Annotated in this window: 26 protein-coding genes; 5 read left to right on the plus strand and 21 right to left on the minus strand. The window is 57.8% G+C overall.

Annotated elements, in window-relative coordinates:
* Positions 1–10: 10 nt before the first annotated feature.
* Together Z947_RS0114735 and Z947_RS0114740 are read right to left on the minus strand one after the other, a co-directional pair.
* Entirely contained in the window at positions 11–1162 is a 1152-nt protein-coding gene (locus tag Z947_RS0114735; protein WP_025045057.1) for a hypothetical protein, read from the minus strand.
* Between the two features lie 5 nt (positions 1163–1167).
* Entirely contained in the window at positions 1168–1947 is a 780-nt protein-coding gene (locus Z947_RS0114740) for an SDR family oxidoreductase (protein WP_025045058.1), read from the minus strand.
* A 138-nt stretch (positions 1948–2085) separates the two neighbouring features.
* On the opposite strand from Z947_RS0114740, the gene Z947_RS0114745 reads away from it, so the two are divergent.
* The 5 genes from Z947_RS0114745 (at position 2086) to Z947_RS0114765 (ending at position 8839) form a co-directional block, all read left to right on the plus strand.
* A complete protein-coding gene (locus Z947_RS0114745) occupies positions 2086–3099 on the plus strand; it encodes a Hint domain-containing protein (protein WP_025045059.1) in 1014 nt (337 codons plus the stop codon).
* A 100-nt stretch (positions 3100–3199) separates the two neighbouring features.
* A complete protein-coding gene (locus tag Z947_RS0114750) occupies positions 3200–4357 on the plus strand; it encodes a saccharopine dehydrogenase family protein (RefSeq protein ID WP_025045060.1) in 1158 nt (385 codons plus the stop codon).
* A gap of 217 nt (positions 4358–4574) precedes the next feature.
* A complete protein-coding gene (locus Z947_RS0114755; protein ID WP_025045061.1) occupies positions 4575–6194 on the plus strand; it encodes a peptide chain release factor 3 in 1620 nt (539 codons plus the stop codon).
* Positions 6191–7111 (plus strand): glycosyltransferase family 2 protein, encoded by a 921-nt coding sequence (locus tag Z947_RS0114760; RefSeq protein ID WP_025045062.1) that lies wholly within the window; start codon positions 6191–6193, stop codon positions 7109–7111. The genes Z947_RS0114755 and Z947_RS0114760 overlap by 4 nt, the downstream gene beginning before the upstream one ends.
* A gap of 159 nt (positions 7112–7270) precedes the next feature.
* Positions 7271–8839, plus strand: a complete 1569-nt coding sequence (locus Z947_RS0114765; protein ID WP_025045063.1) for a DEAD/DEAH box helicase — start codon at positions 7271–7273, stop codon at positions 8837–8839.
* Between the two features lie 83 nt (positions 8840–8922).
* Here the strand turns inward: Z947_RS0114765 and Z947_RS0114770 are convergent, their stop codons facing one another.
* The 19 genes from Z947_RS0114770 to Z947_RS0114860 all read right to left on the minus strand — a co-directional run bounded on the left by Z947_RS0114770 (position 8923) and on the right by Z947_RS0114860 (position 25596).
* Entirely contained in the window at positions 8923–10593 is a 1671-nt protein-coding gene (locus tag Z947_RS0114770; RefSeq protein WP_025045064.1) for a ribonuclease J, read from the minus strand.
* Positions 10593–11369 (minus strand): type III pantothenate kinase, encoded by a 777-nt coding sequence (locus Z947_RS0114775; protein WP_025045065.1) that lies wholly within the window; start codon positions 11367–11369, stop codon positions 10593–10595. The genes Z947_RS0114770 and Z947_RS0114775 overlap by 1 nt, the downstream gene beginning before the upstream one ends.
* Positions 11370–11382: 13 nt before the next feature.
* A complete protein-coding gene (locus Z947_RS0114780; protein WP_025045066.1) occupies positions 11383–12117 on the minus strand; it encodes a biotin--[acetyl-CoA-carboxylase] ligase in 735 nt (244 codons plus the stop codon).
* Positions 12118–12169: 52 nt separating this feature from the next.
* The gene (gene nuoN / locus Z947_RS0114785; protein ID WP_025045067.1) at positions 12170–13612 is read right to left on the minus strand and encodes an NADH-quinone oxidoreductase subunit NuoN; all 1443 of its coding nucleotides are present in this window, start codon (positions 13610–13612) and stop codon (positions 12170–12172) included.
* Between the two features lie 11 nt (positions 13613–13623).
* The gene (locus tag Z947_RS0114790; RefSeq protein ID WP_025045068.1) at positions 13624–15186 is read right to left on the minus strand and encodes an NADH-quinone oxidoreductase subunit M; all 1563 of its coding nucleotides are present in this window, start codon (positions 15184–15186) and stop codon (positions 13624–13626) included.
* Positions 15186–17279 carry an NADH-quinone oxidoreductase subunit L gene (gene nuoL, locus Z947_RS0114795; RefSeq protein ID WP_025045069.1) on the minus strand — a complete coding sequence of 698 codons (2094 nt, stop codon included), beginning with the start codon at positions 17277–17279 and terminating at the stop codon, positions 15186–15188. The genes Z947_RS0114790 and nuoL overlap by 1 nt, the downstream gene beginning before the upstream one ends.
* Positions 17280–17283: 4 nt before the next feature.
* Positions 17284–17589 (minus strand): NADH-quinone oxidoreductase subunit NuoK, encoded by a 306-nt coding sequence (gene nuoK / locus Z947_RS0114800; RefSeq protein WP_025045070.1) that lies wholly within the window; start codon positions 17587–17589, stop codon positions 17284–17286.
* A 178-nt stretch (positions 17590–17767) separates the two neighbouring features.
* Positions 17768–18370 carry an NADH-quinone oxidoreductase subunit J gene (locus Z947_RS0114805; protein WP_025045071.1) on the minus strand — a complete coding sequence of 201 codons (603 nt, stop codon included), beginning with the start codon at positions 18368–18370 and terminating at the stop codon, positions 17768–17770.
* Entirely contained in the window at positions 18367–18798 is a 432-nt protein-coding gene (locus tag Z947_RS0114810) for a carboxymuconolactone decarboxylase family protein (protein WP_025045072.1), read from the minus strand. Before Z947_RS0114810 ends, Z947_RS0114805 begins: the two co-directional genes overlap by 4 nt.
* Positions 18795–19193 carry a carboxymuconolactone decarboxylase family protein gene (locus Z947_RS0114815; protein WP_025045073.1) on the minus strand — a complete coding sequence of 133 codons (399 nt, stop codon included), beginning with the start codon at positions 19191–19193 and terminating at the stop codon, positions 18795–18797. Before Z947_RS0114815 ends, Z947_RS0114810 begins: the two co-directional genes overlap by 4 nt.
* Positions 19190–19684, minus strand: coding sequence for an NADH-quinone oxidoreductase subunit NuoI (gene nuoI / locus Z947_RS0114820; RefSeq protein WP_025045074.1), 495 nt, complete (start codon positions 19682–19684; stop codon positions 19190–19192). Before nuoI ends, Z947_RS0114815 begins: the two co-directional genes overlap by 4 nt.
* Before the next feature lie 7 nt (positions 19685–19691).
* Positions 19692–20726, minus strand: coding sequence for an NADH-quinone oxidoreductase subunit NuoH (gene nuoH / locus Z947_RS21145; protein ID WP_037938963.1), 1035 nt, complete (start codon positions 20724–20726; stop codon positions 19692–19694).
* Between the two features lie 6 nt (positions 20727–20732).
* Positions 20733–21089 carry a hypothetical protein gene (locus Z947_RS0114830; RefSeq protein ID WP_037939594.1) on the minus strand — a complete coding sequence of 119 codons (357 nt, stop codon included), beginning with the start codon at positions 21087–21089 and terminating at the stop codon, positions 20733–20735.
* Positions 21090–21124: 35 nt separating this feature from the next.
* Complete coding sequence (nuoG, locus tag Z947_RS0114835) at positions 21125–23140, minus strand: NADH-quinone oxidoreductase subunit NuoG (protein ID WP_025045076.1); 2016 nt, start codon at positions 23138–23140, stop codon at positions 21125–21127.
* A gap of 4 nt (positions 23141–23144) precedes the next feature.
* Positions 23145–23546, minus strand: coding sequence for a DUF5333 domain-containing protein (locus tag Z947_RS0114840; protein WP_025045077.1), 402 nt, complete (start codon positions 23544–23546; stop codon positions 23145–23147).
* 117 nt (positions 23547–23663) lie between these two features.
* Positions 23664–23996, minus strand: a complete 333-nt coding sequence (locus tag Z947_RS0114845) for a hypothetical protein (protein WP_025045078.1) — start codon at positions 23994–23996, stop codon at positions 23664–23666.
* 14 nt (positions 23997–24010) lie between these two features.
* Positions 24011–24724, minus strand: coding sequence for a class I SAM-dependent methyltransferase (locus tag Z947_RS0114850; protein WP_025045079.1), 714 nt, complete (start codon positions 24722–24724; stop codon positions 24011–24013).
* A gap of 136 nt (positions 24725–24860) precedes the next feature.
* On the minus strand, positions 24861–25100 hold the full coding sequence (locus Z947_RS0114855; protein WP_025045080.1) for a hypothetical protein: 240 nt from the start codon (positions 25098–25100) through the stop codon (positions 24861–24863).
* A gap of 4 nt (positions 25101–25104) precedes the next feature.
* On the minus strand, positions 25105–25596 hold the full coding sequence (locus tag Z947_RS0114860) for a DUF3291 domain-containing protein (RefSeq protein WP_025045081.1): 492 nt from the start codon (positions 25594–25596) through the stop codon (positions 25105–25107).
* Between the last annotated feature and the right edge of the window lie 3 nt (positions 25597–25599).

The following is a 25599-nucleotide window of genomic DNA, read 5'->3' on the forward strand; positions in this document are numbered from 1 at the left end:
GCAAATGTGATCAGCTCGAGGCGGTCAAGTCGAATGTCGCGCGGGCCAGATCCTGTCCGTTGACCTGTAAAACCACCTCATGCGGCCCCGGATAAAGTGTAAAAGTCGTGGCCTCGCCCTTGAGGAAGTGGGCCTTTGACAGGCTCAGCGGTCGGCCTGCTTTGATCTCTGCCACCTTGAGTTTGAACACCTTCTCGGCCGTTTTGCCCCCGCCCCGCGCAAAGCGGATACGGTAATCCACCATCACCGGCAGGTCCTGATCTGCTGACAACTCACAGCTGATCGCCACCCGCTCGCCAATGGCATAGCGATCAGCCCCCAGTGTCAGCGCAGCGCGTACCGGCACATCACCGCGATAACCTAACAGCGCTAACGCCCCTGCGTGCCCTTGTTTCACCAGAACCCGCAGCGCGTGGCGAGTCATCCACGCCAGTTCTTTTGCATCTTGCCGGCCCGCGCGCGCCCAATCCTGTAGCAGTCCGATCACCACATCAGGCTCTGTTTTCGCGATATCATTCAAATGGTTCGCAACGGATCGCGTGACATAGCGCGTATCATCCGCGTGCAGATGTTCCAGAAATGGCACCCGCTGGGCGGTCTCAAGCGTGACCGACTTGGCCCAAGGCAGGCGCGGACGTGTGCCCTCGGATACCAGACGGCGCACGTGGTAGTTATCGTCGCGCGCCCAACTGTCCAGACGGCCCAAGGTTTCCTCGGGCCAACGGTTCAGGAAGGGACGGATATAGAACTCCATCGAAAAGCGCTTGGTCGCTTCATAAAGCAGATCAAGTGCGCGATCGCGGTGGGTCTCAAGCCCGTGACGCACCGCCAGAATACCCGGCAAAGCATGGATGAAACGGCCGAAATCATCATCGCGCAAGGCCGGATCAAGGGGCGCGGGCATCGCGGCCTGCAACTGGTCTGCCATTGTCGGGAAATCCGGTGCCAGCTGACTTTCAAGGCAGTCGGCCATCCATTCCAGACGCTCCATCAACTCGCGTTCGCCAAAGCCCGACAACACGTCGGCCTGAAAGCGCGCGGCATCAAAATCCGGCAATCCGGCAGCAATTTCTGCTGCCAGATCACCGATAGAGTCGGCATTGAACAGATGGTCCTTTAGCGAGAATTTTTCGGTCGTATTCTCGCCTGCATTCCCAGCCATCCCGATTACATCGTGATGTTGGTTGCACCGCCATCCAGCAACAGGTTTTGCCCCACGATGAACCCCGCGTGGGTCGAACAGAGGAAGGCACAGGCCGCGCCGAATTCCTGACGGGTGCCGTAACGGCCCGCCGGAATGGTTGCGGCGCGTTCACTACGCGCATCCTCAAGCGAGATGTTGCGCGATTTAACCACCGCCCCGTCCAACGCATCAGCGCGGTCCGTGGCGTGAATACCCGGCAACAGGTTGTTGATTGTGACACCGGATCCCGCAACCTGACGCGAGGTGCCCGCGACATAGCCGGTCAAACCGGTGCGAGCCGAATTGCTCAGGCCCAGCACGCCAATCGGCGCGCGCACGGATTGCGACGTGATGTTTACGACGCGGCCCCAGCCACGGTCCATCATGCCAGGCACCAACGCTTTGATCAGGGCAATCGGGGCCAGCATATTGGCGTCCAATGCCTTGATGAAATCTTCGCGGTCCCAGTCGGACCACATGCCCGGAGGGGGGCCGCCCGCATTGTTGACCAGAATATCCACATCCGCCGCTGCCGCGATCACCGCGGCCTGACCTTCGTCGGTCGCGACATCCGCCGCTACCGTTGTGACGTTTACACCATAGGTGCTGCGCAAGCGCTCGGCTGACGCCTCAAGCGCCTCTGCGCCGCGGGCGTTCATCACCAGATTGACACCAGCCTCTGCCAGCGCTTCGGCACAGCCCAGCCCCAGCCCTTTGGATGATGCACATACCAGTGCGGTTTTGCCTTTGATCCCTAAATCCATTTCGCGATTCCTCCGTTATGATTTCCACAGACCTATCATGCTGATCGACAGCCGCCAGCAAAACACCGCAGGCTTGACCCACCCCTGTCACAATCCTAGCCTAGGGCACGCGCATCCCGTCAAAGATTTAGGATCACGATGGCCCGTTCAAGACCCGCCCCCGCGCAAGTTCTGCCGGTCTACCGCGCAGAGGATTTCGTGGCCTCGGACGGGGCGAACATGGGCGATGCTTTGTCCTTCGCCAGTGAACTTATCCTTGATGACATCTATGAACTGCCTTTTGGCACAGCCCCGCTGCGACTGGGCGTGCTGGCCGGTCAGGACACCCATTTTCGCATTTCCCCGGACAGCGAAACCGGCACAGCGCGCGCGACGCTGGTGCTCGACAGCGCGCTCAGCTTCATGTCCGATGATGGTGGCATGCATGACGCGCTGCTGATGGTCGAAGTCGACAGCGACGGCAATGCCGCGCAGATCTATCTGGTGCCTCTGACAGCGCTGCGCAGCGGCGTTGAATACCGGCTTGTCGGTATTGATACCGACACCGCGCGCCAGAAATTCGCGCAAGTCGCCTGCGTATCGTTTACACGCGGCACCCATATCACCCTGTCGTCCGGTGAACAGCGCCTGATCGAAAACCTGAACATCGGGGACCGCATTTTGACGCGCGATGACGGCGTGCAGGCCGTACGTTGGATCGGGCAGACCACCGTGCGCGCCGTTGGTGATTTCGCCCCGATCAAGATACAGGCCGGCACTTTGAACAACGAACACGACCTGATCGTCAGCCCCGATCACCGCCTGTTCATCTATCAACGCAGTGATGAGGTGGGCGCAGGGCGTGCGGAAATTCTGGTCAAGGCGCGTCATCTGGTGAACGGGTCATCTGTCACGGTGATGGACGGCGGTTTTGTCGATTATTTCCAATTGCTGTTTGACAGCCACCAGATCGTCTATGCCGAAGGCATCGCCGCCGAGACCATGTTGATCGACACACGCACCAAACCTGTGTTGCCGGATGAATTATCCGCCAGCCTTGGTGACGTCATTCCGGGCCACTCCGACCTGCCGCATGCAGGGCTTGACGTGAGCGAGGCGATGCTCGACCGGCCTGATATGGCCGAATTGCTGCGCAAGGCGTCGACACGCTAAACCGTGCCCTGCCGGTTTCCGACGCAGCGTCCCCTTTCTGCGGGTCTGGCTTTTCAAAGCAACTGCTCGCAATACTCCCGTCACAAAACGGGAGAGAACCATGGCCGACTTCGACATCATCATCTACGGCGCGACCGGATTTACCGGCCGTCTGGTCGCTGAATACATCCACAACACCTATCCTGATCTCGCATGGGCGATGGCGGGGCGTAGTGGCGCGAAACTGGCGCAGGTGCGCGACGAAATGGGCCTGCCCGCAGATACCCCGCTGGTCGAGGCCGATGCGTCAGACCCTGCCAGCCTTGACGCGATGGTTGCGCGCACGAAATGTGTGATCACCACGGTCGGCCCTTACCTGCTGTATGGCGAACCGCTGGTTGCGGCCTGCGCGGCTTCAGGTACGGATTATGTCGACCTGTCCGGCGAGCCGCCTTTCATGTGGGACATGATCGAAAAATACGACGCGAAAGCCAAAGAGACCGGTGCCCGCATCGTGCATTCCTGCGGCTTTGATTCCATCCCCTTCGACATGGGCGTCTGGTTCCTGCAACAAGAAGCGATGAAACGTTTCGGCGCGCCGTTGAAAGACGTCAAAGGCCGCGTGCGCGGCATGAAGGGTACTTTTTCAGGCGGCACCGCAGCGTCGGGCAAGGAAACCATGAAACTTGCCATGGGCGATCCCGATGTGATGAAAAAGCTGGTGTCGTCCTTTGCGCTGACGCCCGGTTTCGAAGGCCCCAAACAGCCCTACGGCAACAAACCTTACGAAGACGCGGATTTCGGGATCTGGGTGGCGCCGTTTGTCATGGCGAGCATCAACACCAAAAACGTGCACCGTTCCAACCTGTTGATGGGGCACCCCTATGGCACAGATTTTACATATGAAGAAATGATGTTCACCGGCAAAGGCGAAAAAGGCGAAGCGATTGCAAACGGCATCGCCAAGTCTGACCCGATGGCCGACAGCGGGGTCAAACCGGGCGAAGGCCCGTCCAAAGAAGAGCGCGAAAACGGTAGCTATGATCTGATGTTTACCGGCACGTCTGCGGGCGGCGAGCGCATCATCGTGGGCGTCAAAGGGGACCGCGATCCGGGCTATGGCTCCACCTCGAAGATGTTGACCGAAGCGGCCATGTGTCTGCTGAACGAGGTCGCTGATGCACCCGGTGGCGTGCTGACTTCTGCCCCTGTGTTCGGACAGGCGATCGTCGACAGGCTGCAAAAAAGCGCCGGCATCACCTTTACCGTCGAGGCGTAAGACGAGAAACGGGGGCCGGTGCCGCCCTGCCCCCGTTTTCATTTACCGCGCGCGCAGCCCGTTTGGCCACCCAACGGACCGTGCCGAGCGCCCCCAACCCTTGCCACCACGCGTATCTAAGGTATGAGTACCGCCGGTGTACCCGTGCGGACAAATACCCCTTTGTTCACTGGTCATGGGTGACTTCACTCGAATTACATCAGGACCGTGACATCAGATGCTGGACACCACCACAAACCGCCCCGAGCTGCCGCCAGAGATCGCGCGCCGGCGGACCTTTGCCATTATCAGTCACCCTGACGCAGGTAAAACCACGCTGACGGAAAAGTTCCTGCTGTTCGGCGGGGCGATCCAGATGGCCGGTCAGGTCCGCGCCAAAGGCGAAGCCCGCCGCACGCGCTCCGACTTTATGGCGATGGAAAAGGACCGCGGCATTTCGGTTTCGGCCTCTGCCATGTCGTTCGATTTCACCAGCAAAGACAACGTGTTCCGTTTCAATCTGGTCGACACGCCCGGCCACTCCGACTTTTCCGAAGACACTTACCGCACGCTGACTGCGGTCGATGCTGCGGTGATGGTGATCGACGGGGCCAAAGGCGTTGAAAGCCAGACGCAGAAACTGTTCGAAGTCTGCCGCATGCGCGATCTGCCGATCCTGACGTTTTGTAACAAGATGGACCGTGAAAGCCGCGACGTTTTCGAAATTATCGACGAAATCCAGCAGAACCTTGCCATTGACGTCACCCCCGCCAGCTGGCCCATCGGCGTGGGCCGCGATTTTATCGGGTGTTACGATATCCTGCGCGACCGGTTGGAATTGATGGACCGCGCGGATCGCAACAAAGTATCCGAATCTATCGAAATCAACGGGCTGGATGACCCCAAGCTGGCCGAACATGTGCCGGCTGCACTGCTTGAAAAGCTCCGCGAAGATCTTGAAATGGTGCGCGAGCTGATGCCGCCGCTGGACGCGGAGTTGATGGCCGAAGGGTCGCTGACCCCGATCTGGTTCGGCTCTGCGATCAACTCCTTCGGGGTGAAGGAACTGATGGAAGGCATCGCCAAATTCGGGCCCGAGCCGCAGATCCAGAAGGCCGAGCCACGCCAGATCCTGCCGGAAGAAAACAAGGTTTCCGGCTTTGTTTTCAAGGTTCAGGCGAATATGGACCCTAAACACCGCGACCGCGTTGCGTTTGTGCGCCTTGCCTCGGGCCACTTTCAGCGCGGCATGAAAATGACCCATGTGCGCACCAAGAAACCGATGGCGATCACCAATCCGGTGATGTTCCTTGCCTCGGACCGCGAACTGGCCGAAGAAGCATGGGCCGGCGACATTATCGGCATTCCCAACCACGGCCAATTGCGCATCGGTGACACGTTAACCGAAGGGGAAGCTTTGCGCGTTACAGGTATCCCGTCCTTTGCGCCCGAACTCCTCCAAGGCGTGCGTGCGGGCGACCCGTTAAAGTCGAAGCATCTGGAAAAAGCCCTGATGCAATTTGCCGAAGAAGGTGCCGCGAAAGTCTTTAAACCCTCCATCGGCTCCGGCTTTGTCGTGGGGGTGGTAGGCCAGTTGCAGTTCGAGGTTCTCGCCAGCCGGATCGAGCTGGAATATGGCTTGCCCGTACGGTTTGAACAATCACAATTCACCTCTGCGCGCTGGGTGAACGGGGACAAGCCTGCGGTGGACAAATTCACCCAAGCCAACCCGCAACATATCGCCCACGACCATGACGGCGACATTGTTTACCTGACCCGCCTACAGTGGGACATTGATCGGGTCGAACGAGACTATCCCGATGTGCGCCTGACCTCGACCAAGGAAATGATGGTGTGACAGCGACTTGGGGGATCAGCGCCACGATCCTCGCGCCGGTCCGCGACATTCTGGGGTTTGCCGCCTACCATCTGGAGGCGGGGGCCCACCGCATCTACATCTATCTGGATGATGACAATCACGCCGCATTTGACGCGCTGAAGGCCCATCCGAAAATCCGCCCCACCCTGTGTGACGCGGAATGGTGGAAAGGCAAACGACCGAAAAAGCATCAGGTGCGTCAGACACATAACGCAACCCACGCCTATCGCCGTCGTGCCGAAGTCGACTGGTTGATCCATATGGATGTCGACGAATTTCTGGTCGCAGACCGCCACATCGGGGACGTTCTGGCAGCTTTACCCGCCGACGAAAAAACCGCACGCATCCGCCCAATGGAACAGCTTGCCGGTGACGGCACCGCGTTCAAAGCTTTTATCCCCAACGGGCCTGACCGGAACAGGATCGTTGCTGATCTATATCCAACTTATGGCACCTATATCAAAGGCGGGTTTTTAAGCCATCTGGCGGGAAAGTGCTTTGTGCGCAGCGGGTTGGACGGGGTGCGCGTGCAAATCCACAACGCATTCCAGCACGACGAGATGCTGAAAGGTCCCGAATCCACCCAAGGCATCGATCTTGCCCATTGCCACGCCACATCTTGGGAAAGCTGGTACGCTGCTTTCCGCTACCGGTTGGAAAAGGGATCGTACCGCCCCGACCTCGCCCCCAACCGTACCCGCGACAAAGGCGGGCTGTCTATGCACGAGCTCTTTGCGATGATCGAAGCGGACAGCGGCACCGCAGGGCTCCGCGCATTTTTTGACGAAGTTTGCGCAGATACGCCCGCCTTGCGGGACCGCTTGTCGGCGCATGGCCTGCTGAAACGGGCGAAACTTGACCTAAATACCACAATTTCCAAGCATTTCCCCAGCTAGCGGCCCAAAAACGGCGTCAATTTGCGTTCTATTTGACCTACACCGCCCAAGTTGTTATCGGTGCGCAACATGTCGCGGCAGGTGCCGCCTTTTGGGCCAAGCGGGCCGATATGACTGATGCAGCGGGCCGAAATGAGCGTCCGCCAAAACCGGACACATATGACAAAATTTTCTGATCTAAAGCTCAGCCCCAAAGTGCTTAAAGCCATTGAAGAGGCCGGCTACGAAAGCCCCACCCCAATTCAGGCGGGTGCTATCCCCCCTGCCCTTGAAGGACGCGATGTTCTTGGGATCGCCCAGACCGGCACCGGCAAGACCGCCAGTTTCACCCTGCCAATGATCACCATGCTGGCCCGTGGCCGCGCCCGCGCACGCATGCCGCGTTCATTGGTACTGTGCCCGACGCGTGAACTGGCCGCACAGGTTGCCGAAAACTTTGATACCTATGCCAAGAACGTCAAACTGACCAAGGCCCTGCTGATCGGTGGTGTGTCGTTCAAGGAACAGGACATGGCGATCGACAAAGGTGTCGACGTTCTGATCGCCACGCCGGGTCGTTTGCTGGATCATTTCGAACGCGGCAAGCTGATCCTGAATGACGTGAAAATCATGGTGGTGGACGAAGCGGACCGGATGCTCGACATGGGGTTCATCCCCGACATCGAACGCATCTTCGGGCTGACGCCGTTCACGCGCCAGACGTTGTTCTTTTCAGCCACCATGGCCCCCGAGATCGAGCGGATCACGAATACATTCCTCAGCAACCCTGAACGCATCGAAGTGGCGCGTCAGGCGACGACAAACAAGAACATCACCCAAGGCGTGCTTGAGTTCAAAGCATCACGCAAGGACCGTGAAGGGTCCGAAAAGCGCAAGGTGCTGCGCGCATTGATCGACGCCGAAGGCGACAAATGCACAAACGCCATTATCTTTTGCAACCGCAAGATGGATGTAGATGTCGTTGCCAAGTCATTGAAAAAATATGGCTATGACGCGGCCCCTATCCACGGGGATCTGGATCAAAGCCAGCGTACCAAAACCCTCGACGGTTTCCGCGAAGGCGCGCTGCGCTTTCTTGTGGCCTCCGATGTGGCGGCGCGCGGGCTGGATGTGCCATCGGTCAGCCACGTCTATAACTTTGACGTGCCCAGCCATGCAGAAGACTATGTGCACCGTATCGGGCGCACCGGTCGCGCGGGCCGTGATGGCACAGCGATCATGATCTGTGTGCCGCGCGATGAAAAGAACCTTGCCGATGTAGAACGTCTGGTTCAGCACGAAATTCCGCGTCTGGAAAACCCGCTTGGCGGCGCGAAGGCCCCTGCAAAGGAAGCCGAAACAACCACAGAAGACGCGCCAAAGTCCGAAAAGCCAAAGCGCACACGCTCGCGCAGCCGTAAGTCTGACGCGCCCAAGGCCGAAAATGCGCCGCAACAGGACGCAACAGCACCGCAGGCAGATAAGGCCGAAACACAGGCGCAGCCTGCCCCAGCAGAGGCCAAGCAAGAGCCTAAAGCAGCTGAGCAGCGCAGCAATAACAGCCGCGGCGGTTCTCAGGACGGCAGAAAAGACAACAACCGCAACAACAACAGTCGCAGCCGCAATGACAATCGCGGCGGGCGCAACAACAATAATAATAACGACCGTGGCGGCAACAGGGTTGTCGGTCTTGGCGATCACACGCCGGAGTTCATCGAATTGAGCTTTGCCGACCGCCCCGACAGCTAACAAGCCAGGTCCTTCCCCTGAATCGAAAACGGCCCCGCATGACATTGCGGGGCCGTTTCTGATTCTGCAAAAGTAGGGCGGTGTCAGCTCAAACGGCTGACCACCACTGTCACTTCGGGCTTCTTGCCGATCTCGTCATTGGCCGACTGGCGCACCACACGTTTCAAGCCGTCATTCAGCTTGGTGTCGTCGCGCAGGGTCGCTGCCTTGGAGCGGCCCAGAAACTGGCTCAGGTCTTCTTCCAGGACATCCACCAACGACGCACCGGATTTGCCTGTTTCGGGCAGGCCCATGGCATCGACCCATGGATCGCCAAGCGGTTCATCCTCGTCATCCAGGATCACAGTCACGGTCACATGACCGTTCAGCGCCATGCGGATCCGGTCACGCACAACTCCGTCCAACGCGCCGATCTGCACCGAACCATCGATGTAGGTGCGGCCGGTTTCGACATATTCCGCGACTTTTGGTGTGTTGCCGGACAGGTCGATCATCATGCCGTTCACAGCCATGACGCCCTTCATGCCCTTGGCATCCGCAATCTTGACATGTTCGCGCAGGTGGCGGTGTTCGCCGTGCATCGGGATCAAGACTTGCGGTTTAACCACATCGTGCAGCGTTTCAAGGTCAGGCCGGTTGGCGTGGCCCGACACGTGGTAATGACCACCGGAGGAGTCATCCACCACATCCACACCGCGCTCGGAGAACTGGTTGATGATGCGGATCACGCCTTTTTCATTGCCGGGGATGGTTTTGGAGGAGAACAGGAACGTGTCCCCTTCCTTCATCTCGATCCCCTGAAACTTACCACGCGCCAGCTGCGCACTTGCTGCGCGGCGCTCGCCCTGTGATCCGGTGACCAGCAGCATAAGGTTCTCACGTGGAATACCGCGCGCGTCTTCTGGGCTGACAACAGGCGGAAAGTCCTTCATCACGCCGGTTTCAAGCGAGGCTTCGACCATGCGTTTCATCGCGCGGCCCAACAGTACGACAGAGCGCCCCGCCTTGTCCGCGGCAACCGCCAGCGTTTTCACCCGCGCCACGTTAGAGGCGAACGTCGTCGCAACAACCATGCCTTCGGCGCTGCTGACCAGTTCTTCGATTGCGGGGCCAACTGTCGCTTCTGAACGCCCGGCCTCGCGCGAGAATACGTTTGTACTGTCACAGACCAACGCCTTGACGCCATCCTTGCAGACCTCTGCCCACAGTTCGGGATCAAAGGCTTCGCCAACACCCGGCGTCAGGTCGATTTTGAAATCGCCTGAATGGATCACGCGCCCTTCAGGCGTATCGATCACCAAAGCAGAGCTTTCGGGGATCGAGTGCGAAATCGGCAGGAACCCAACTGTAAACGGACCCACGCTAACCTGCTGTGGCCATGCGGAGGTCACATGGATCGCATCGGCCGGATGGCCGTGTTCGTCCATCTTGCGTGCGGCGATATTGGCCGTGAACTTGCGCGCATAGATCGGCGCTTGCAGCTGTCCGTAGGTGTGGGCGATGCCGCCCACGTGGTCCTCATGGGCGTGGGTGACAAACACCGCTTCGATGCGATCCTTGCGTTCGCGCAGCCACGCGATGTCCGCAATAATCAAATCGACACCCGGGCTGCCGTCCATATCAGGGAAGGCCACACCCAAATCGACAACGATCAAACGTTCCTTGCCGGGTTTGCCGTAGCCGTACACATAGGCGTTCATGCCTATTTCACCTGCCCCACCGAGGGGCAGATAGATCAATCTTTCACTGCTCATTAGTCAGCTAAATCCTTGTTATATTTATAAATCACGGTCAAGCCGTGCATTGTGAGGTCATCACGGAATTCATCAAAAAGGTCTACCGCCTGCTGAAACAGCGGGGCCAGACCACCGGTCGAAATCACGCGCATGTCGCGCCCGCGTTCCGCCTTTATCCGCGCACATATCTCACGAACCAGTCCGACGTAACCCCAGAAAACACCTGATTGCATACAGGCAACAGTGTTGGTGCCCACCACATGTTCGGGTTGGCTGATGTCCACATGGGGCAAAGCGGCGGCGGCATTGTGCAGCGCTTCCAGCGACAGGTTCACACCGGGCGCAATTACGCCGCCCACATAAGCCCCGTCCGCAGCCACCACATCAAAGGTCGTCGCGGTGCCAAAATCCACCACAATCAGATCGCCGCCAAACAGATCATGCCCCGCCACCGTATTCACCAAACGGTCCGGCCCCACAGCGGTGCCCGCATCAACGCGCACATCCACCGGCAAGGCACAGCCGGCCTTGCCCACAACCATGGGCCGCGTATCGAAATAGCGATCGGCAAAGACGCGCAGGTTGAAAACCACACGCGGCACAGTCGACGAGATGATCACATCTGTGATGTCCGCCTCGATCTTTTCAAATCGCATCAGTGAGGTCAGCCAGACATAATACTGGTCCGCCGTCCGCTGCCATTCGGTCGCCGTGCGCCAGGTGGCAATGAAGTCATCCCCGTCATAGATCGAAAAGACTGTATTGGTGTTGCCGCAATCAATCGCCAAAAGCATCGGAAACCTCCGTTTAGAAAAACACATCCGCAGCGGCAATCGATGCGCGGCCTTGGGATGTTTGCAAGATCAGGTTGCCGCTTTCGTCGATGCCTTCAAAGGTGCCGACAGTTTCATCGCGCATGGTGCGGGCGGTAATCACCTCGCCCAGTTTCGCGGCATGATCCAGCCATGCACGGCGGATGGGGGCAAACCCATGGGTCGTGAATTGGGTCTCAAGTAGCGCATATTCAGCGGCCAGCGCCTCAAGAAAGATCTCGGGGTCCACATCGATATCAAGGTCGCGGGCAAGGCTCATCGGTTTCAGGGCCCCCGCCTCTAGCGCATCCGCGCCGGGCGCGTGGGCAAGGTTGACACCGATACCGATGACCAGATGCGCGCCTGTGCTTTCCAACAGGATGCCCGCAACTTTGCCGCCATTCAGCAAAACATCGTTGGGCCACTTCAACGCAAAGGCACGAGGTTGGCCCGTCACGGCAACAAAGGCGCGGTGCAGCGCAAGTGCGGCCACGAAAGAACGCAAAGCCGCGATCCCCGGTTCTTCGGTGCGCCGCATGATCAGCGTGCCTGCAAAATTGCCGCGCGGTGTGGCCCATGACCGCCCCCTGCGCCCGCGTGCCGCCGTCTGTTCCAGCGCAAGGATCCATGTCGGACCGGTGAGCGAGGGCAGCATCCGCGCCGCCTCCGCCAAGGTGCTATCCACCACATCCAGCACGTGGCGCGCATAGCCTGCGGGCCAGCCGCTCATGCCGATCTCATTCTAGAGAAACCTGAAAGAGGGGACTGCACCCGCAGCCCGCTCAATTCACCAAGGCAGCAGCAGCAGACAGTGCCGCGGTTTCGACACCGAACATATTGATGATTCCGAAGATCATGATCAGCGCGGAAACCGACAGGAACACCGGCAGAATGCGACCGGACGAGGTGTCCAGCTGCTCCGAGCGCTCCTCGCCAAAGTACATGAAGAACACGATGCGCAGGTAATAATAGGCCCCGATCACCGACGCGATCACACCGGCAATCGCCAGCCATGCCAGACCCGCATCATAAGCGGCGCGCAACACATAGAGCTTACCAAAGAAGCCCAGCATCGGCGGCACACCGGCCAGCGAGAACAACAGAACCAACATCGACAGCGCGCGGCCCGGATGGGCTTTGGCATACATGTTCAGCGATGCGATATCGGTGACGGGCGCGCCGTCCTTCTGCATCATCAGGATGAAGGCAAAGGTGCCGACGTTCATCGTCACATAGATGGCCATGTAGACCAGCATCGCCTGCACGCCGAACGCAGTCCCCGCCGCAAGCCCCATCAGGGCGTAGCCCATATGCGCAATTGAGGAAAACGCCATCAGACGTTTGATATTGGTCTGGCCAATGGCGGCAACAGCACCCAGAAACATCGACAAAAGCGAAAGCAGAGCAACGATCTGGCTCCAGTCGCTGACCGCGTTGCCAAAGGCGTCATGCATCACACGCGCGAACAATGCCATCGCCGCAACCTTTGGGGCCGTGGCAAAGAAGGCGGTGACCGGAGTGGGCGAGCCCTCATAAACGTCAGGTGTCCACATGTGGAACGGCACGGCGGAAACCTTGAACGCCAGCCCCGAGATCAGGAAGACGATCCCGAACAGCATGCCAACCGAGGTGTTCCCCGCCTGCGCGGTCGTGATGATGCCAGAGAACAATGTCGTGCCGGCGTAGCCGTATACCAATGATGCACCGTACAGCAGCAAACCGGAAGACAAGGCACCGAGCACGAAATACTTCAACCCCGCCTCTGTCGAACGTACAGAGTCGCGGCGCAGGGAGGCCACCACATAAAGCGCGAGCGATTGCAGTTCCAGCCCCATGTAAAGCGCCATCAAATCACCAGCGCTGACCATCATCATCATGCCCACAGCGCTGAGCGCCACAAGAATGGGATATTCAAAGCGCAGCAAACCACGTGTGCGCATGTAGCTTTCGGACATGACCAGCACAGCAGCGGCAGACAGCAGGATCGTGACCTTGGCAAACCGTGCAAAGCCGTCCTCGATGAACATGCCGTTGAACGCGACGCGCGTCCCCTCGCCCGTGGTGCCGATCCATGCGGCCAACAGGACAAACACCGCCGCCGTGATCCAGACCAGCAAACCGCCGACCTTATCCTTGGTGGTGTAGACAGCGACAAGAAGCCCCGCCAGCGCAAAGGCAGACAGCAGGATTTCGGGCAGAATGACGTTCAGGTCTGCGGTAATCATCGCATCTATCCTTAGTGTGAAGCAGCGGCGGATTGGACGGTGGTATCAGCCGCCTCTACCGCGCTTGCGTAGTTTTCGACCAATGCCGTCACGGACGGTCCGATCATATCGAGCACAAGCGCCGGGTAGACGCCCAAGATCAGGGTCATCGCAACAAGTGGCGCAACGATCCATTTTTCGCGCGCGCTCATGTCCTTGATGCCCTTCAGGCTTTCCTTGATCAGCTCACCCATCACCACGCGGCGGTACAGCCACAGCGCATAGGCCGCTGAAAAGATCACGCCGGTTGTGGCCACGGCCGCAACCCATGTGTTCACCTGGAATGCAGCAACCAAGGTCAGGAATTCGCCGACGAAGCCGGAAGTGCCGGGCAAGCCGACGTTGGCCATGGTGAAGAACAGGAAAATCAGCGCATAGACCGGCATCCGGTTGACCAAGCCGCCGTAGGCGTCGATCTCGCGGGTGTGCATGCGGTCGTAGATCACGCCAACCGCAAGGAACAGCGCGCCCGAGATAAAGCCGTGGCTGATCATCTGGAAGATCGCACCATCAATGCCCTGCTGGTTCGCTGCAAAAATACCCATGGTCACGAAACCCATGTGGGCGACGGATGAATAGGCGATCAGCTTTTTCATGTCTTCCTGAACAAGCGCCACCAGCGACGTGTAGACAATCGCAATCGCGGACATCCACAAGACCAGCGGTGCCATCACGTCGGATCCGACCGGGAACATCGGCAGCGAGAAACGCAAGAAACCGTAGCCGCCCATTTTCAACAGGATCGCGGCCAGCACCACGGAACCCGCAGTCGGGGCCTGAACGTGCGCATCTGGCAACCAAGTGTGCACAGGCCACATCGGCATTTTCACCGCGAAGCTGGCAAAGAAGGCAAGGAACATCAGCGTCTGCATGCCGCCGACAATCTGGATGCCCAGGACAGAGAAGCTTTCGGAGCCGAACTGGTGGTTCAGCAGGCTGATGTCACAGCCCCCGATACAAGTCGTGCCCGCATCCGAGAACATCGCAACCATTGCCACCAGCATCAGCACGGAGCCGAGGAAGGTATAAAGGAAGAACTTGAAGCTGGCATAAATGCGGTTCGCCCCGCCCCAGATGCCGATGATCAGGAACATCGGGATCAAACCCGCCTCGAAAAAGAGGTAGAACAGGATCAGGTCCAGCGCCATGAACACGCCCAGCATCAGCGTTTCCAGCAGCAGGAATGCGATCATGTATTCCTTGACGCGTTTGTCCACATTCCACGACGCCGCAATCACCAGCGGCATCATAAAGGTGGTCAGCATCACAAACAGCACCGAAATGCCGTCAACGCCAAGGCGGTATTTCAAGCCAAGCAGCCATTCGGCTTCGGTCACAAACTGGAAACCGGTGTCCTGCGGATCGAACTCGAACAGCACAAACAGCGAAATCACAAAGGTCGCCGTTGTGGTGATCAGCGCCAGCCATTTGGCGTTGCGCTGTGCATCCGCATCATCGCCGCGCAGGAAAACCGCCAGAATCGCAGCCGCCAGAGCCGGCAAAAACGTGATAATGGAAAGCAGGTGGGTATCCATTAGTGCGCCCCTCCGGACATCGTCATCCATGTCACCAGCACCGCGATGCCGATCACCATGGCGAAAGCATAGGTGAAGATATAACCAGACTGCGCCTTACCGGCGAGCCGTGTGAAAAACGGGACAATGCCCATGGCAATGCCATTCAGCGTGCCGTCGATAACATTGCCGTCGCCGCGCTTCCAGAAGAACCGGCCAATCGCCTTGGCGGGTTTGACAAAGACAAAATCGTAAATTTCGTCAAAGTACCATTTGTTCAGGAAGAACTGGTAAAGCGGCTGCTGGTTTTCAGCCAGACGTTTGGGCAGGCTCGGGTTCCAGATGTAGAACCACAGCGCCATGATCAGGCCGAACAACATCGCAATGAACGGCGCGACCTTGACCCATTTGGGCGCAGAATGCGCATCCGCCAGCACGTGGTTGTCAGGACCAAAGAACAAAGCCCCCTCGCCCGGCGCGCCGCCAAAGGCCGCGTGATGGCCCTCTTCGCTGCCGTGATCGGCGTCGCCGTGATTGTCCTCGGCACCGCTGGTGTGCGTGTCCGACCCTTCGGCCATTTCCACCAACGGGATATTGTAGAAGTCAGCGACATATTTGTGATCGCCAAAGAACGGTTTGAACCAGATCATACCGGCAAAGATCGCGCCCAAGGCCAGCACGCCCAAAGGCACCAGCATGACCATCGGGCTTTCATGCGCGTGTTCATGTGTGTGCTTGTCGCCCCGCGCTGTGCCATAAAAGGTGAGGAAAATCAGACGCCAGCTGTAGAAACTGGTCATCGCCGCCGCCGCCACCAACAGCCAGAAGCCGTACATGGAGCCACCGGCCCAAGCGCTTTCGATGATCGCATCCTTGGACAGGAAGCCGGCAAAACCGAAGTGGGTCAGCGGAATGCCAACACCGGTGATCGCCAATGTGCCGATCATCATCGCCGCAAATGTGAAGGGGATCTTTTTACGCAGACCGCCATAGTTGCGCATGTCCTGTTCGTGGTGCATCGCATGGATCACCGACCCCGCGCCCAAGAACAACATCGCTTTAAAGAACGCGTGCGTGAAAAGGTGGAACATTGCAGCCGAATACATGCCAACACCGGCAGCCACGAACATGTAGCCGAGCTGCGAACAGGTTGAATAGGCAATCACGCGTTTGATATCGGTCTGAACCAACCCCACCGTGGCGGCGAAAAACGCCGTTGTTGCGCCGATAACGGTCACAAACATCATTGCCTCTGGCGCGAACTCCATCAACGGCGACATGCGACACACAAGGAAAACACCCGCGGTCACCATGGTCGCCGCGTGGATCAGCGCCGAAACAGGTGTCGGCCCTTCCATCGCGTCCGGCAACCATGTGTGCAGAAACAGCTGCGCCGATTTACCCATTGCCCCGACGAACAACAGGAAGGCGATCAGGTTGGCCGCGTTCCATTCGCTCCATAGAAAGCTGATGGTCTGTTCGGCAAGATCCGGTGCCGCCGCAAAGATATCGTCAAAGCGGATGCTGTCCGTCATAAAGTACAACGCCATGATCCCCAGTGCGAACCCGAAGTCACCGACCCTGTTGACCACAAACGCCTTGATCGCCGCGGCATTGGCGCTTGGCTTTTTGTAGTAAAAACCGATCAGCAGATAAGACGCGACACCCACACCTTCCCAGCCAAAAAACATCTGGATCAGGTTGTCGGAGGTCACCAGCATCAACATCGCAAAGGTAAAGAACGACAGATAGGCAAAGAAACGGGCGCGATAGTTTTCGCCCTCGCCGTTAAAGTTGTCGTCATGCGCCATGTAGCCGAAGGAATAGAGGTGCACGAGGGCGGACACGCTGGTGACAACGATCAACATAATCGCGGTCAACCGGTCCATGCGGATGGCCCAATCGGTGCTGAGCGTGCCACTTTCGATAAAGCGCAGGATCTGGATGTGTTCGGTCGGACCGTCCAGCGTCAGGAAAACGACCCATGACAGGGCCGCCGCCAGAAACAACAGACCGGTGGTCAGCCACTGTGCGGCCGCTTCGCCGATGATCTTCCAGCCGAAACCGGCAATGATGGCACCTACAAGCGGGGCGAAAAGGATGATGGTTTCCATTTGGTTAGCCCTTCATCACGTTGACATCTTCAACCGCAATCGTGCCACGGTTGCGGAAGAAACAAACGAGGATGGCAAGACCGATCGCGGCCTCTGCCGCCGCGACGGTCAGCACAAACAGGGTAAAGACCTGTCCGACCAGATCCCCAAGGTAACTGGAGAAGGCAACCAGATTGATATTCACCGCCAAGAGCATCAATTCGATGCTCATCAACAGAATGATGACATTTTTGCGGTTCAGGAATAGCCCGAAGATGCCGATAACAAATAGCGTCGCCGCCACTGTCAGGTAATGTTCAAGTCCGATCATGTCGTCCCTCGGTTGTCGCCCTGTTGTCAGGCATTTCGTCTTAGTCTGGTGACACATAGCCACCAATGGCTGCTTAGCCCATGAACCCGTATCCACCCAGCAGGATGACAAGCACCACTACGAGTACAACGATTGTATTTCTAGACACGGTATTGTCCCTTCATTGACGGGAGCCGGTTCACAGCCCCTGCCCCGATTTCACGTCTTTCAATTCCATCGTCTTGGCCGGATCGCGCATCATCTGCGCAACGACGTCCTGACGTTTGACATCCACGCGATGGCGCAGCGTCAGAACAATCGCACCGATCATCGCAACCAACAGGATCATGCCTGCCAGTTGGAAGATCAGGAAGTATTCATCATAGAGGATCAGACCCAAAGCTGCGGTGTTTTGCACATCCACGTCTGTCACCTGCGTGCGCAGCCCTTCCGCCGCGGCATTGGTTTCCCATGCGCCAAAGGCCATCACGAATTGCATCAGAATGATCATGCCGATCAGCAAGGCCAGCGGCATATATTTGGCCATCTCTGCCTTTAGTTCGGCGAAATCGACGTCCAGCATCATCACCACAAACAGGAACAACACCGCAACCGCGCCGACGTAGACGATGATCAGCAACATCGCGACAAATTCCGCGCCCAGCAACACAAACAGCCCCGCCGATGACAGGAAGGACAGGATCAACCAGAGCACGGAATGCACCGGATTGCGGCTGATCACGGTGAAAAGCCCGCCGGTGACCACGCATATCGAAAACAGGTAAAATGCAAAAACAATCATGCTTCGCCGCCCTTCATGTCATCGCCCTTCATGTCGTTCTCTTTCTCGTCCATGGCCTGATTGGCCAGCTCTGTCGCGCGGGTCATTGCAGGCAAGCCGGCAAAGACAGACATCTGCGCGATGGTTTCGGTCACATGCTGGCGTGTTGCGCCCGCTTCAATCGCATGGCGTACGGTTTGCCGGATCGCAATATCATTCTGCGCCCCCTGCATCGTTAGCCCCGCAAGGGTCAGCAACAGACGCGTCCGCGCGTCCAGCCCCCCGGCATTCAGACCGTTGCCAAACATCATTTCCATCATGTCTTTCGGCATCGTGCCCATCATCGCTTCGAATACCTTGGGCGAAAACGCATCCATCGCCGGCATGGCTTTCGCCATTTCCTGCGCCTGCTTCATCATCGCCTCAAAAGGATTGTTCTGATCACTCATGCGCTTTCCTCGGCTTCAAAAACCTCCAAAGCGGCATTCAGCGCGTTGATCATTGCCGGAAATCCGCCGTACAGCGTCATCTGGAAAATAATCTCGCTGATTTCTTCGCGGCTGGCCCCGACGGCACGTGCACTGGCGATATTCACCTTGAGCTGCGGCTTGGTCTGCCCGCCCATCGCGGTCAAGGCAGCGATTGTTGCCAAAAGCCGCGTCTTTTCATCCACCGTGCCGCGCGCGTAAAACTGGCCATAGGCCACATCCACAACCGTATGTGCCAGCCCCGGGACCAGCGCGTCGTAGCGCGCACGCAAAGCATCTTCCATCCCAGGATTCACCTGTTCGGAAAGCGCTTTGCCCCGTTCGTAGCTGTCAGTTTGTGGCGCATCCAGGCTCATCGGTAAGGCGCATCCATTTCAAGGTTACGGGCAATCTCGGCTTCCCAGCGGGCACCGTTGTCCAAAAGCTTGTCTTTGTCGTAATAAAGCTCTTCACGCGTCTCGGTGGAGAACTCGAAATTCGGCCCCTCGACAATCGCATCCACAGGACAGGCTTCCTGACAGAAACCACAGTAGATGCATTTGGTCATATCGATGTCATAGCGCGTGGTGCGGCGCGACCCGTCATCGCGCGGTTCCGCGTCGATGGTGATGGCCTGCGCGGGGCAAACCGCTTCGCACAGTTTACAGGCGATGCAGCGCTCTTCCCCGTTGGGATAACGACGCAACGCATGTTCGCCACGGAAACGGGGCGAAAGCGGCCCCTTTTCATGCGGGTAGTTCAGCGTGACCTTGGGCGCAAAGAAATAGCGCATGCCCAGCATGAAGCCTTTGACATAGTCGGTCAGCAGGAAATATCCGGCCTTGCGGGAAAAATCGGTTTGACTCATATCACCCTCACATCGGCCAGCGGGCGTAGATGCCCCAGAACCATTCGAATTTCGCCGCAAAGGCCACAAACACCACCCAGAACAATGAGAATGGCAGGAAGACTTTCCAGCCCAGACGCATCAACTGGTCGTAGCGGTAGCGTGGCGTGATCGCCTTGACCATCGAGAAGACAAAGAACACGCCCAGCATCTTGATGAACATCCAGAAGAAGCCATCGGGCAGGAACGCCACCGGTGACAACCAACCGCCAAGGAACAGAAGCGACACCAGCGCACACATCAGCACAACCGCGACCAGTTCACCGATCATGAACAACAGGAACGGGGTTGACGAGTATTCAACCTGATAGCCTGCAACCAGTTCGGATTCAGCTTCCGGCAAATCGAACGGCGGGCGGTTTGTTTCGGCCAAGGCGCTGATAAAGAACAGGATCAGCATTGGGAAATGCGGCAGGAAGTACCAGTGCAACAGACCGCCACCGCCCTCTTGCGCCGCAACAATCGCGCCAAAGTTCATCGAACCGGTGGAAATGATCACACCGATGATGATCAGGCCGATGGAGACCTCATAGGAAATCATCTGCGCGGCAGAGCGCAGCGATCCAAGGAACGGGTATTTCGAGTTGGACGCCCAACCGCCCATGATCACCCCGTAAACTTCAAGCGAGGAAATCGCGAAGACATAAAGGATCGCCACGTTGATATCGGCCAAGATCCAGTTTTCGTTAAACGGGATTACCGCCCAAGCGATCATTGCCATGACGAATGAAATCATCGGGGCAAGGAAGAACACCGCGCGGTCTGCACCGGCAGGCACGACAACCTCTTTCACGATGTATTTCAGGAAATCCGCAAAGGATTGCAGCAAGCCGAAGACACCCACCACGTTGGGGCCACGGCGCATCATGACGGCAGCCCAGATCTTGCGGTCCGCATACATCAAAAACGCCAGCGCCAACAGCAAAGGCACAACCAGCAAGAGCACCTGCCCCACCAGTAAAAGCCCCATGCCGAGGCCGGTTTGTGTAAAGAATTCAACCATTGTGTCTCATACCCTCGGAATGCCTTTTTCGACGCAATGTGCAACGGTCACTTCGGCATCGATTGTCTTTATGCCACGTGGCAGGCTTGGCGAGATCGTATAAACAGCATCGCCCCGCCAAAGGCCAGCCTCTTGGGCCACATTTGTGCGCACATGTCTTGCGAATCCGTAACCACGAATAAGCGTATATTGCGCGGCCGCACATTCTGCGTAATCCGCGACGTCCTGACCACTTTGCGCTTTGGTCATGGCCACGTTGAACTGCACCAGATCGCCATCCAGCAATGCGGTTTCTACCCCTTTGTATTCAGGGATAAAATCCGACGCCAAAGGGGCCTGCGGTTCACACGCCCCCAGGGTCATTGCCGCACCGGTGAGGGCAAAGGCGACCACCGTTCTCACTCGGCCGCCATTGGGGCCGCGGCGCGGGCGGCGGCATTCGCCGACAGTTCCGCCATCAGCTGGCTGGCCCGTGCAATCGGGTTGGAAAGATAGAAGTCCGCAATTGCCGGCACAAAGGGCGCGGAACCGACTGTGCCACGCGCCAGCGGCTGCCATTCGTTTTGCGCCACCTGATCGATGTCGCCCAGATGCGGCACGTCTTTGACCAATGCCTTGCGCAAAGCCGCAAGGGAATCAAACGGCAGGGTTGCGTCCAATTCTGCAGACAAGGCCCGCAGGATCGCCCAGTTTTCCTTGGCCTGACCGGGGGCAAAACTTGCGCGTGCCGCGAGTTGTGGGCGCCCTTCGGTATTCACAAACAGGCCGGCTTCTTCGGTATAGGCAGCACCGGGCAGGATGATATCCGCGCGATGGGCACCGCGATCGCCGTGCGAGCCTTGGTAAATTACAAACGGACCCGCAGGAATGTCGCCTTCATCCGCGCCAAGGTTGTAAATCACGTCCGCGCCAAGCACATCCGCAATCCCGTTTTCACTGGTCGCGCCAATGTCCATCGCGCCAACGCGGCCTGCTGCGGTGTGCAACACCATGAACGTGGACCGGGTCGATTCGGCCAACGCCATTGCTTCGGCAAGAATGGCCGCGCCGTCTTCGCGACACAGGGCCGCTTGTCCCACGATAATTACCGACGGCTTTTCAGCAACGTCGGAATGATCACGCGTCATCAATTCCGTCATCATGGCCGGATCATCGCTGATGTGCATGGTGTCATAGGTCAGATCGACCTTTGGCCCGATGACCCCGATGCCGCAGCCTTTGGTCCATGCCTTGCGGATGCGTGCGTTCAGCACCGGTGCTTCAACCGCAGGATTCGCGCCAATCAGCATGATTGCTTGCGCATCGTCCAGATCTTCAACCGTTGCCGTGCCGACATAGCCCGACCGATTACCGGCTGGCAGTTTCGCACCATCGGTGCGGCATTCAACAGAACCGCCCTGCCCTTCGATCAGCGTTTTCAACGCATAGGCCGCCTCAACAGACGCCAGATCACCGACCAAGCCGGCAACTTTCTTGCCCTGCATCGCGGCTGCCGCTGCGGCCAATGCTTCGGGCCATTCGGCTTTGCGCAGCTTGCCGTTTTCGCGGATGTACGGTGTATCCAGACGCTGGCGGCGCAGACCATCCCAGACAAAACGTGTCTTGTCGGAAATCCATTCCTCGTTCACGCCGTCATGGTTGCGCGGCAAAATTCGCATCACTTCGCGGCCCTTGGTGTCCACACGGATGTTGGACCCCAGCGCATCCATCACGTCGATAGATTCGGTCTTGGTCAGCTCCCATGGCCGCGCCGTAAAGGCGTAAGGCTTGGAGACCAACGCGCCAACGGGGCACAGGTCAATGATGTTGCCCTGCAAATTCGAATCAAGCGTTTCGCCCAGGTAGGACGTAATCTCGGCATCCTCGCCGCGGCCGGTCTGGCCCATCTTGTGGATTCCGGCCACTTCGGTGGTGAAACGGACGCAACGGGTGCAGGAAATGCAGCGCGTCATGTGGGTTTCGACCAATGGACCCAGATCCAGATCTTCAGTCGCCCGCTTTGGTTCGCGGTAACGGCTGAAGTCGACGCCGTAAGCCATCGCCTGATCCTGCAAATCACACTCGCCGCCCTGATCGCAGATCGGGCAATCCAGCGGGTGGTTGATCAGCAGGAATTCCATCACGCCTTCACGCGCCTTTTTCACCATAGGCGAATTGGTTTTCACAACCGGTGGCTGGCCTTCGGGACCGGGGCGCAGATCGCGCACCTGCATCGCGCAGCTTGCTGCAGGCTTTGGCGGGCCGCCAACAACTTCGACCAGACACATGCGGCAGTTGCCCGCAATCGACAGACGTTCATGGTAACAAAACCGCGGGATTTCGACCCCCGCCTGCTCACATGCCTGAATGAGCGTCATCGCCCCCTCAGTTTCAACTTCTTTACCGTCGATGATGATCTTGCGCAGGTCGCTCATAGGTTCACTTTGCTCTTAGTAACGAACCGATACGGCTCGATTTTTGAATCTCTTGCAGTCCTAGCGCACAATAGCTTTGCGGGTCGGAAGTATCGACCCCCCGTGCGCGGAAAAATATAGCTGCTTTTGCCCGCAACCGGTCCTTTTCGACATCACTGTCCGTATAGGCGTCAATCTCGACCTGAGTATAGCCCATGTCGCGGGCTTTTTTCTCCAAATTGCGCACATATCCGATCGCTTTGAACATGCGTGCACTAATAACGGGACAATTTTTACGGATGCGGTCGGCAATCCCCAGATCAAACAGTGCATTGTCGATGGCCGCCACGTCCCGCAAAGGGGGCTTGGCCAACGCAGGGGCCGCTGTCAGGCTCATGCTCAAAAATGCTGCAACCAGAATTCTCATCTATCGCTTCCTCATGTGGTTCGGGCGGATTTGCCCGTGTCCCACATAGGTTTTGGTCTGTTTGATATGCAATAACAGGCCCTGTGCCCGTCATCCGCGCCGCCCTTATCACCCATTTCAAAGCTGAGGGCAAACCCCCTGAAAGACCAGCGTATTATCGGTAATCTGCAACTGTTCAGGCGGAGTATCTGGCCCGACAGACCACGCAATTTTGGAATTTCCGTAATTTTCAACACAATAGGCCGTTCCCGCATGCAGACCTGCCGCGCGCGCGCCGTCAAGCGAACGCGCCACATCGCGGATGCGCACAGTAAAGACGTCCCGCTGCCCGTCGACTTTCGCCACTTTCACGCGGAAATATTGACCGTCAAAGGCAATGCGGTTCTTGCTATCGGTACAACCCGCCACAAGCCCCAGCATCAGGGCAATGGTTAAACAACGCATTTTCATATCTACGCCCTTCTTTAATTCTGAACTCTGGAATGGGTTGGCCGCTGCACCGCCGCCTTGTCGATTACCACAATCGAATCGTGAATGTGGAGACCGCTGAATTCCTTTGCCAACTCCGGCACCGCGAGTTTCTTTTTGCTGTGATACCAGTTGTGCATATCGTCAATCATATGGCGCACGGTGTTAAAGAAATTCGTCGGCGCATCATGCCCTCCCCCGAAACGGGGATAATAAGAGGTGTGCAGATCTTCGATCATATAGGTGCCACCCTCTGTCAGCAGCGGGAATAACACCCGCAGCGATGTTTCGATATGCGGCATGCGGTGGCTGCCATCATCCAGCACCACGTCGACGCCGCCCATTTCCTTGACAACCTCGGCCAGAAAATCGGGATCGTCCTGCGATCCGATCCGTACCATGCCCGACTGACCGTCGTACTGCGCACAGTCCGGATTAATATCGATCCCACAAAGCACCGCGTCTTTGCCCAGATAGCGCCGCCACATCTGCAACGATCCGCCATTGTTCACCCCGATCTCAAGGAACTTTACCGGCGTGCCGCGATACTGGCTGAAATACCTGTCATAAAGCGGCAAATAATGGTGCCACTTGTGGACCTTTACCCCTTCGTTTCCCGCATAGATGTCCAGCAAGTCCCCGTCAAAACCATAGCGTTCGCGAATATCAGCGGCGACGTCACCGTCTTCTGGAAATCGGAACTTTTTCATGGGCGGGTCTCCTGCTCTGTCCTATGGGGTTTTCCCCTTATGACCCCCATATTTGCTATATTCGCGGCTCAGGCAACCTTTGTATCGCGACAGCCGTGGGTCTGGTGCATTGTCGCCTCAGGCAGATACAAGGTGTTTATCGTCTTTTCCTATCTCGCAGCGGGGCCACGCCATCCAGCGCCTTGCGCAAAAACGCCAGCCCCAGATTGCCACCGATAAAGACCAATCCAACCACCGCCAGATAGACCCACGCCGGCACAATCCCATAGGTGATCGCCCGATGCGTCGCCCAGATCGGCAACCCGAAGACCACAAATGTCGCAATCGCCGCCAACAGGCTCAGCAATCCGTCCCAGATGTTTTTGAAAAATCCCATATCCCTATTCGCAGGCCTTGGTTTTCCAAAGCTGCCCCTCTTTCACCGCGTCCCACCCGAAAGCCTGAACGCTTGTCCCGTGTTTTTCCAAATGCCGGAACCGGGCCATCGCCTCCCCCATCGTGGGACGATGCCCGACAGGCACCCACCACATGGCAAAGCGCAACACCGCGCCCATATCGTACCATTCCGCTTTGCGATCGTAGAACTTCTTATGCACTGTGTTCCAGACAAAGTGCTCAAGACTGGCGACATCCTCCCAGACACTCAGCGTGCTGGCCATGCGCGGGTTGGCCCCCATATTGCCCTGATCGCTGGTCTGTTCGAATGCCATCTCGTCCGGGTCCATCATCCAGACAAAACCTTTTGAGCGTTTCGCCGCCCCGTTCACCAGATCCAGCCCGTTCACAAAATCCTGCACCCGTGGATCATCCCAGTCATATTTCAGGATGCCAAGGTTAAGTTCAGCCAGATGGTGGCCTGCGGGCTGTTGCATCGG

Source organism: Sulfitobacter geojensis, from assembly GCF_000622325.1.
Taxonomy (GTDB): Bacteria; Pseudomonadota; Alphaproteobacteria; order Rhodobacterales; family Rhodobacteraceae; genus Sulfitobacter; species Sulfitobacter geojensis.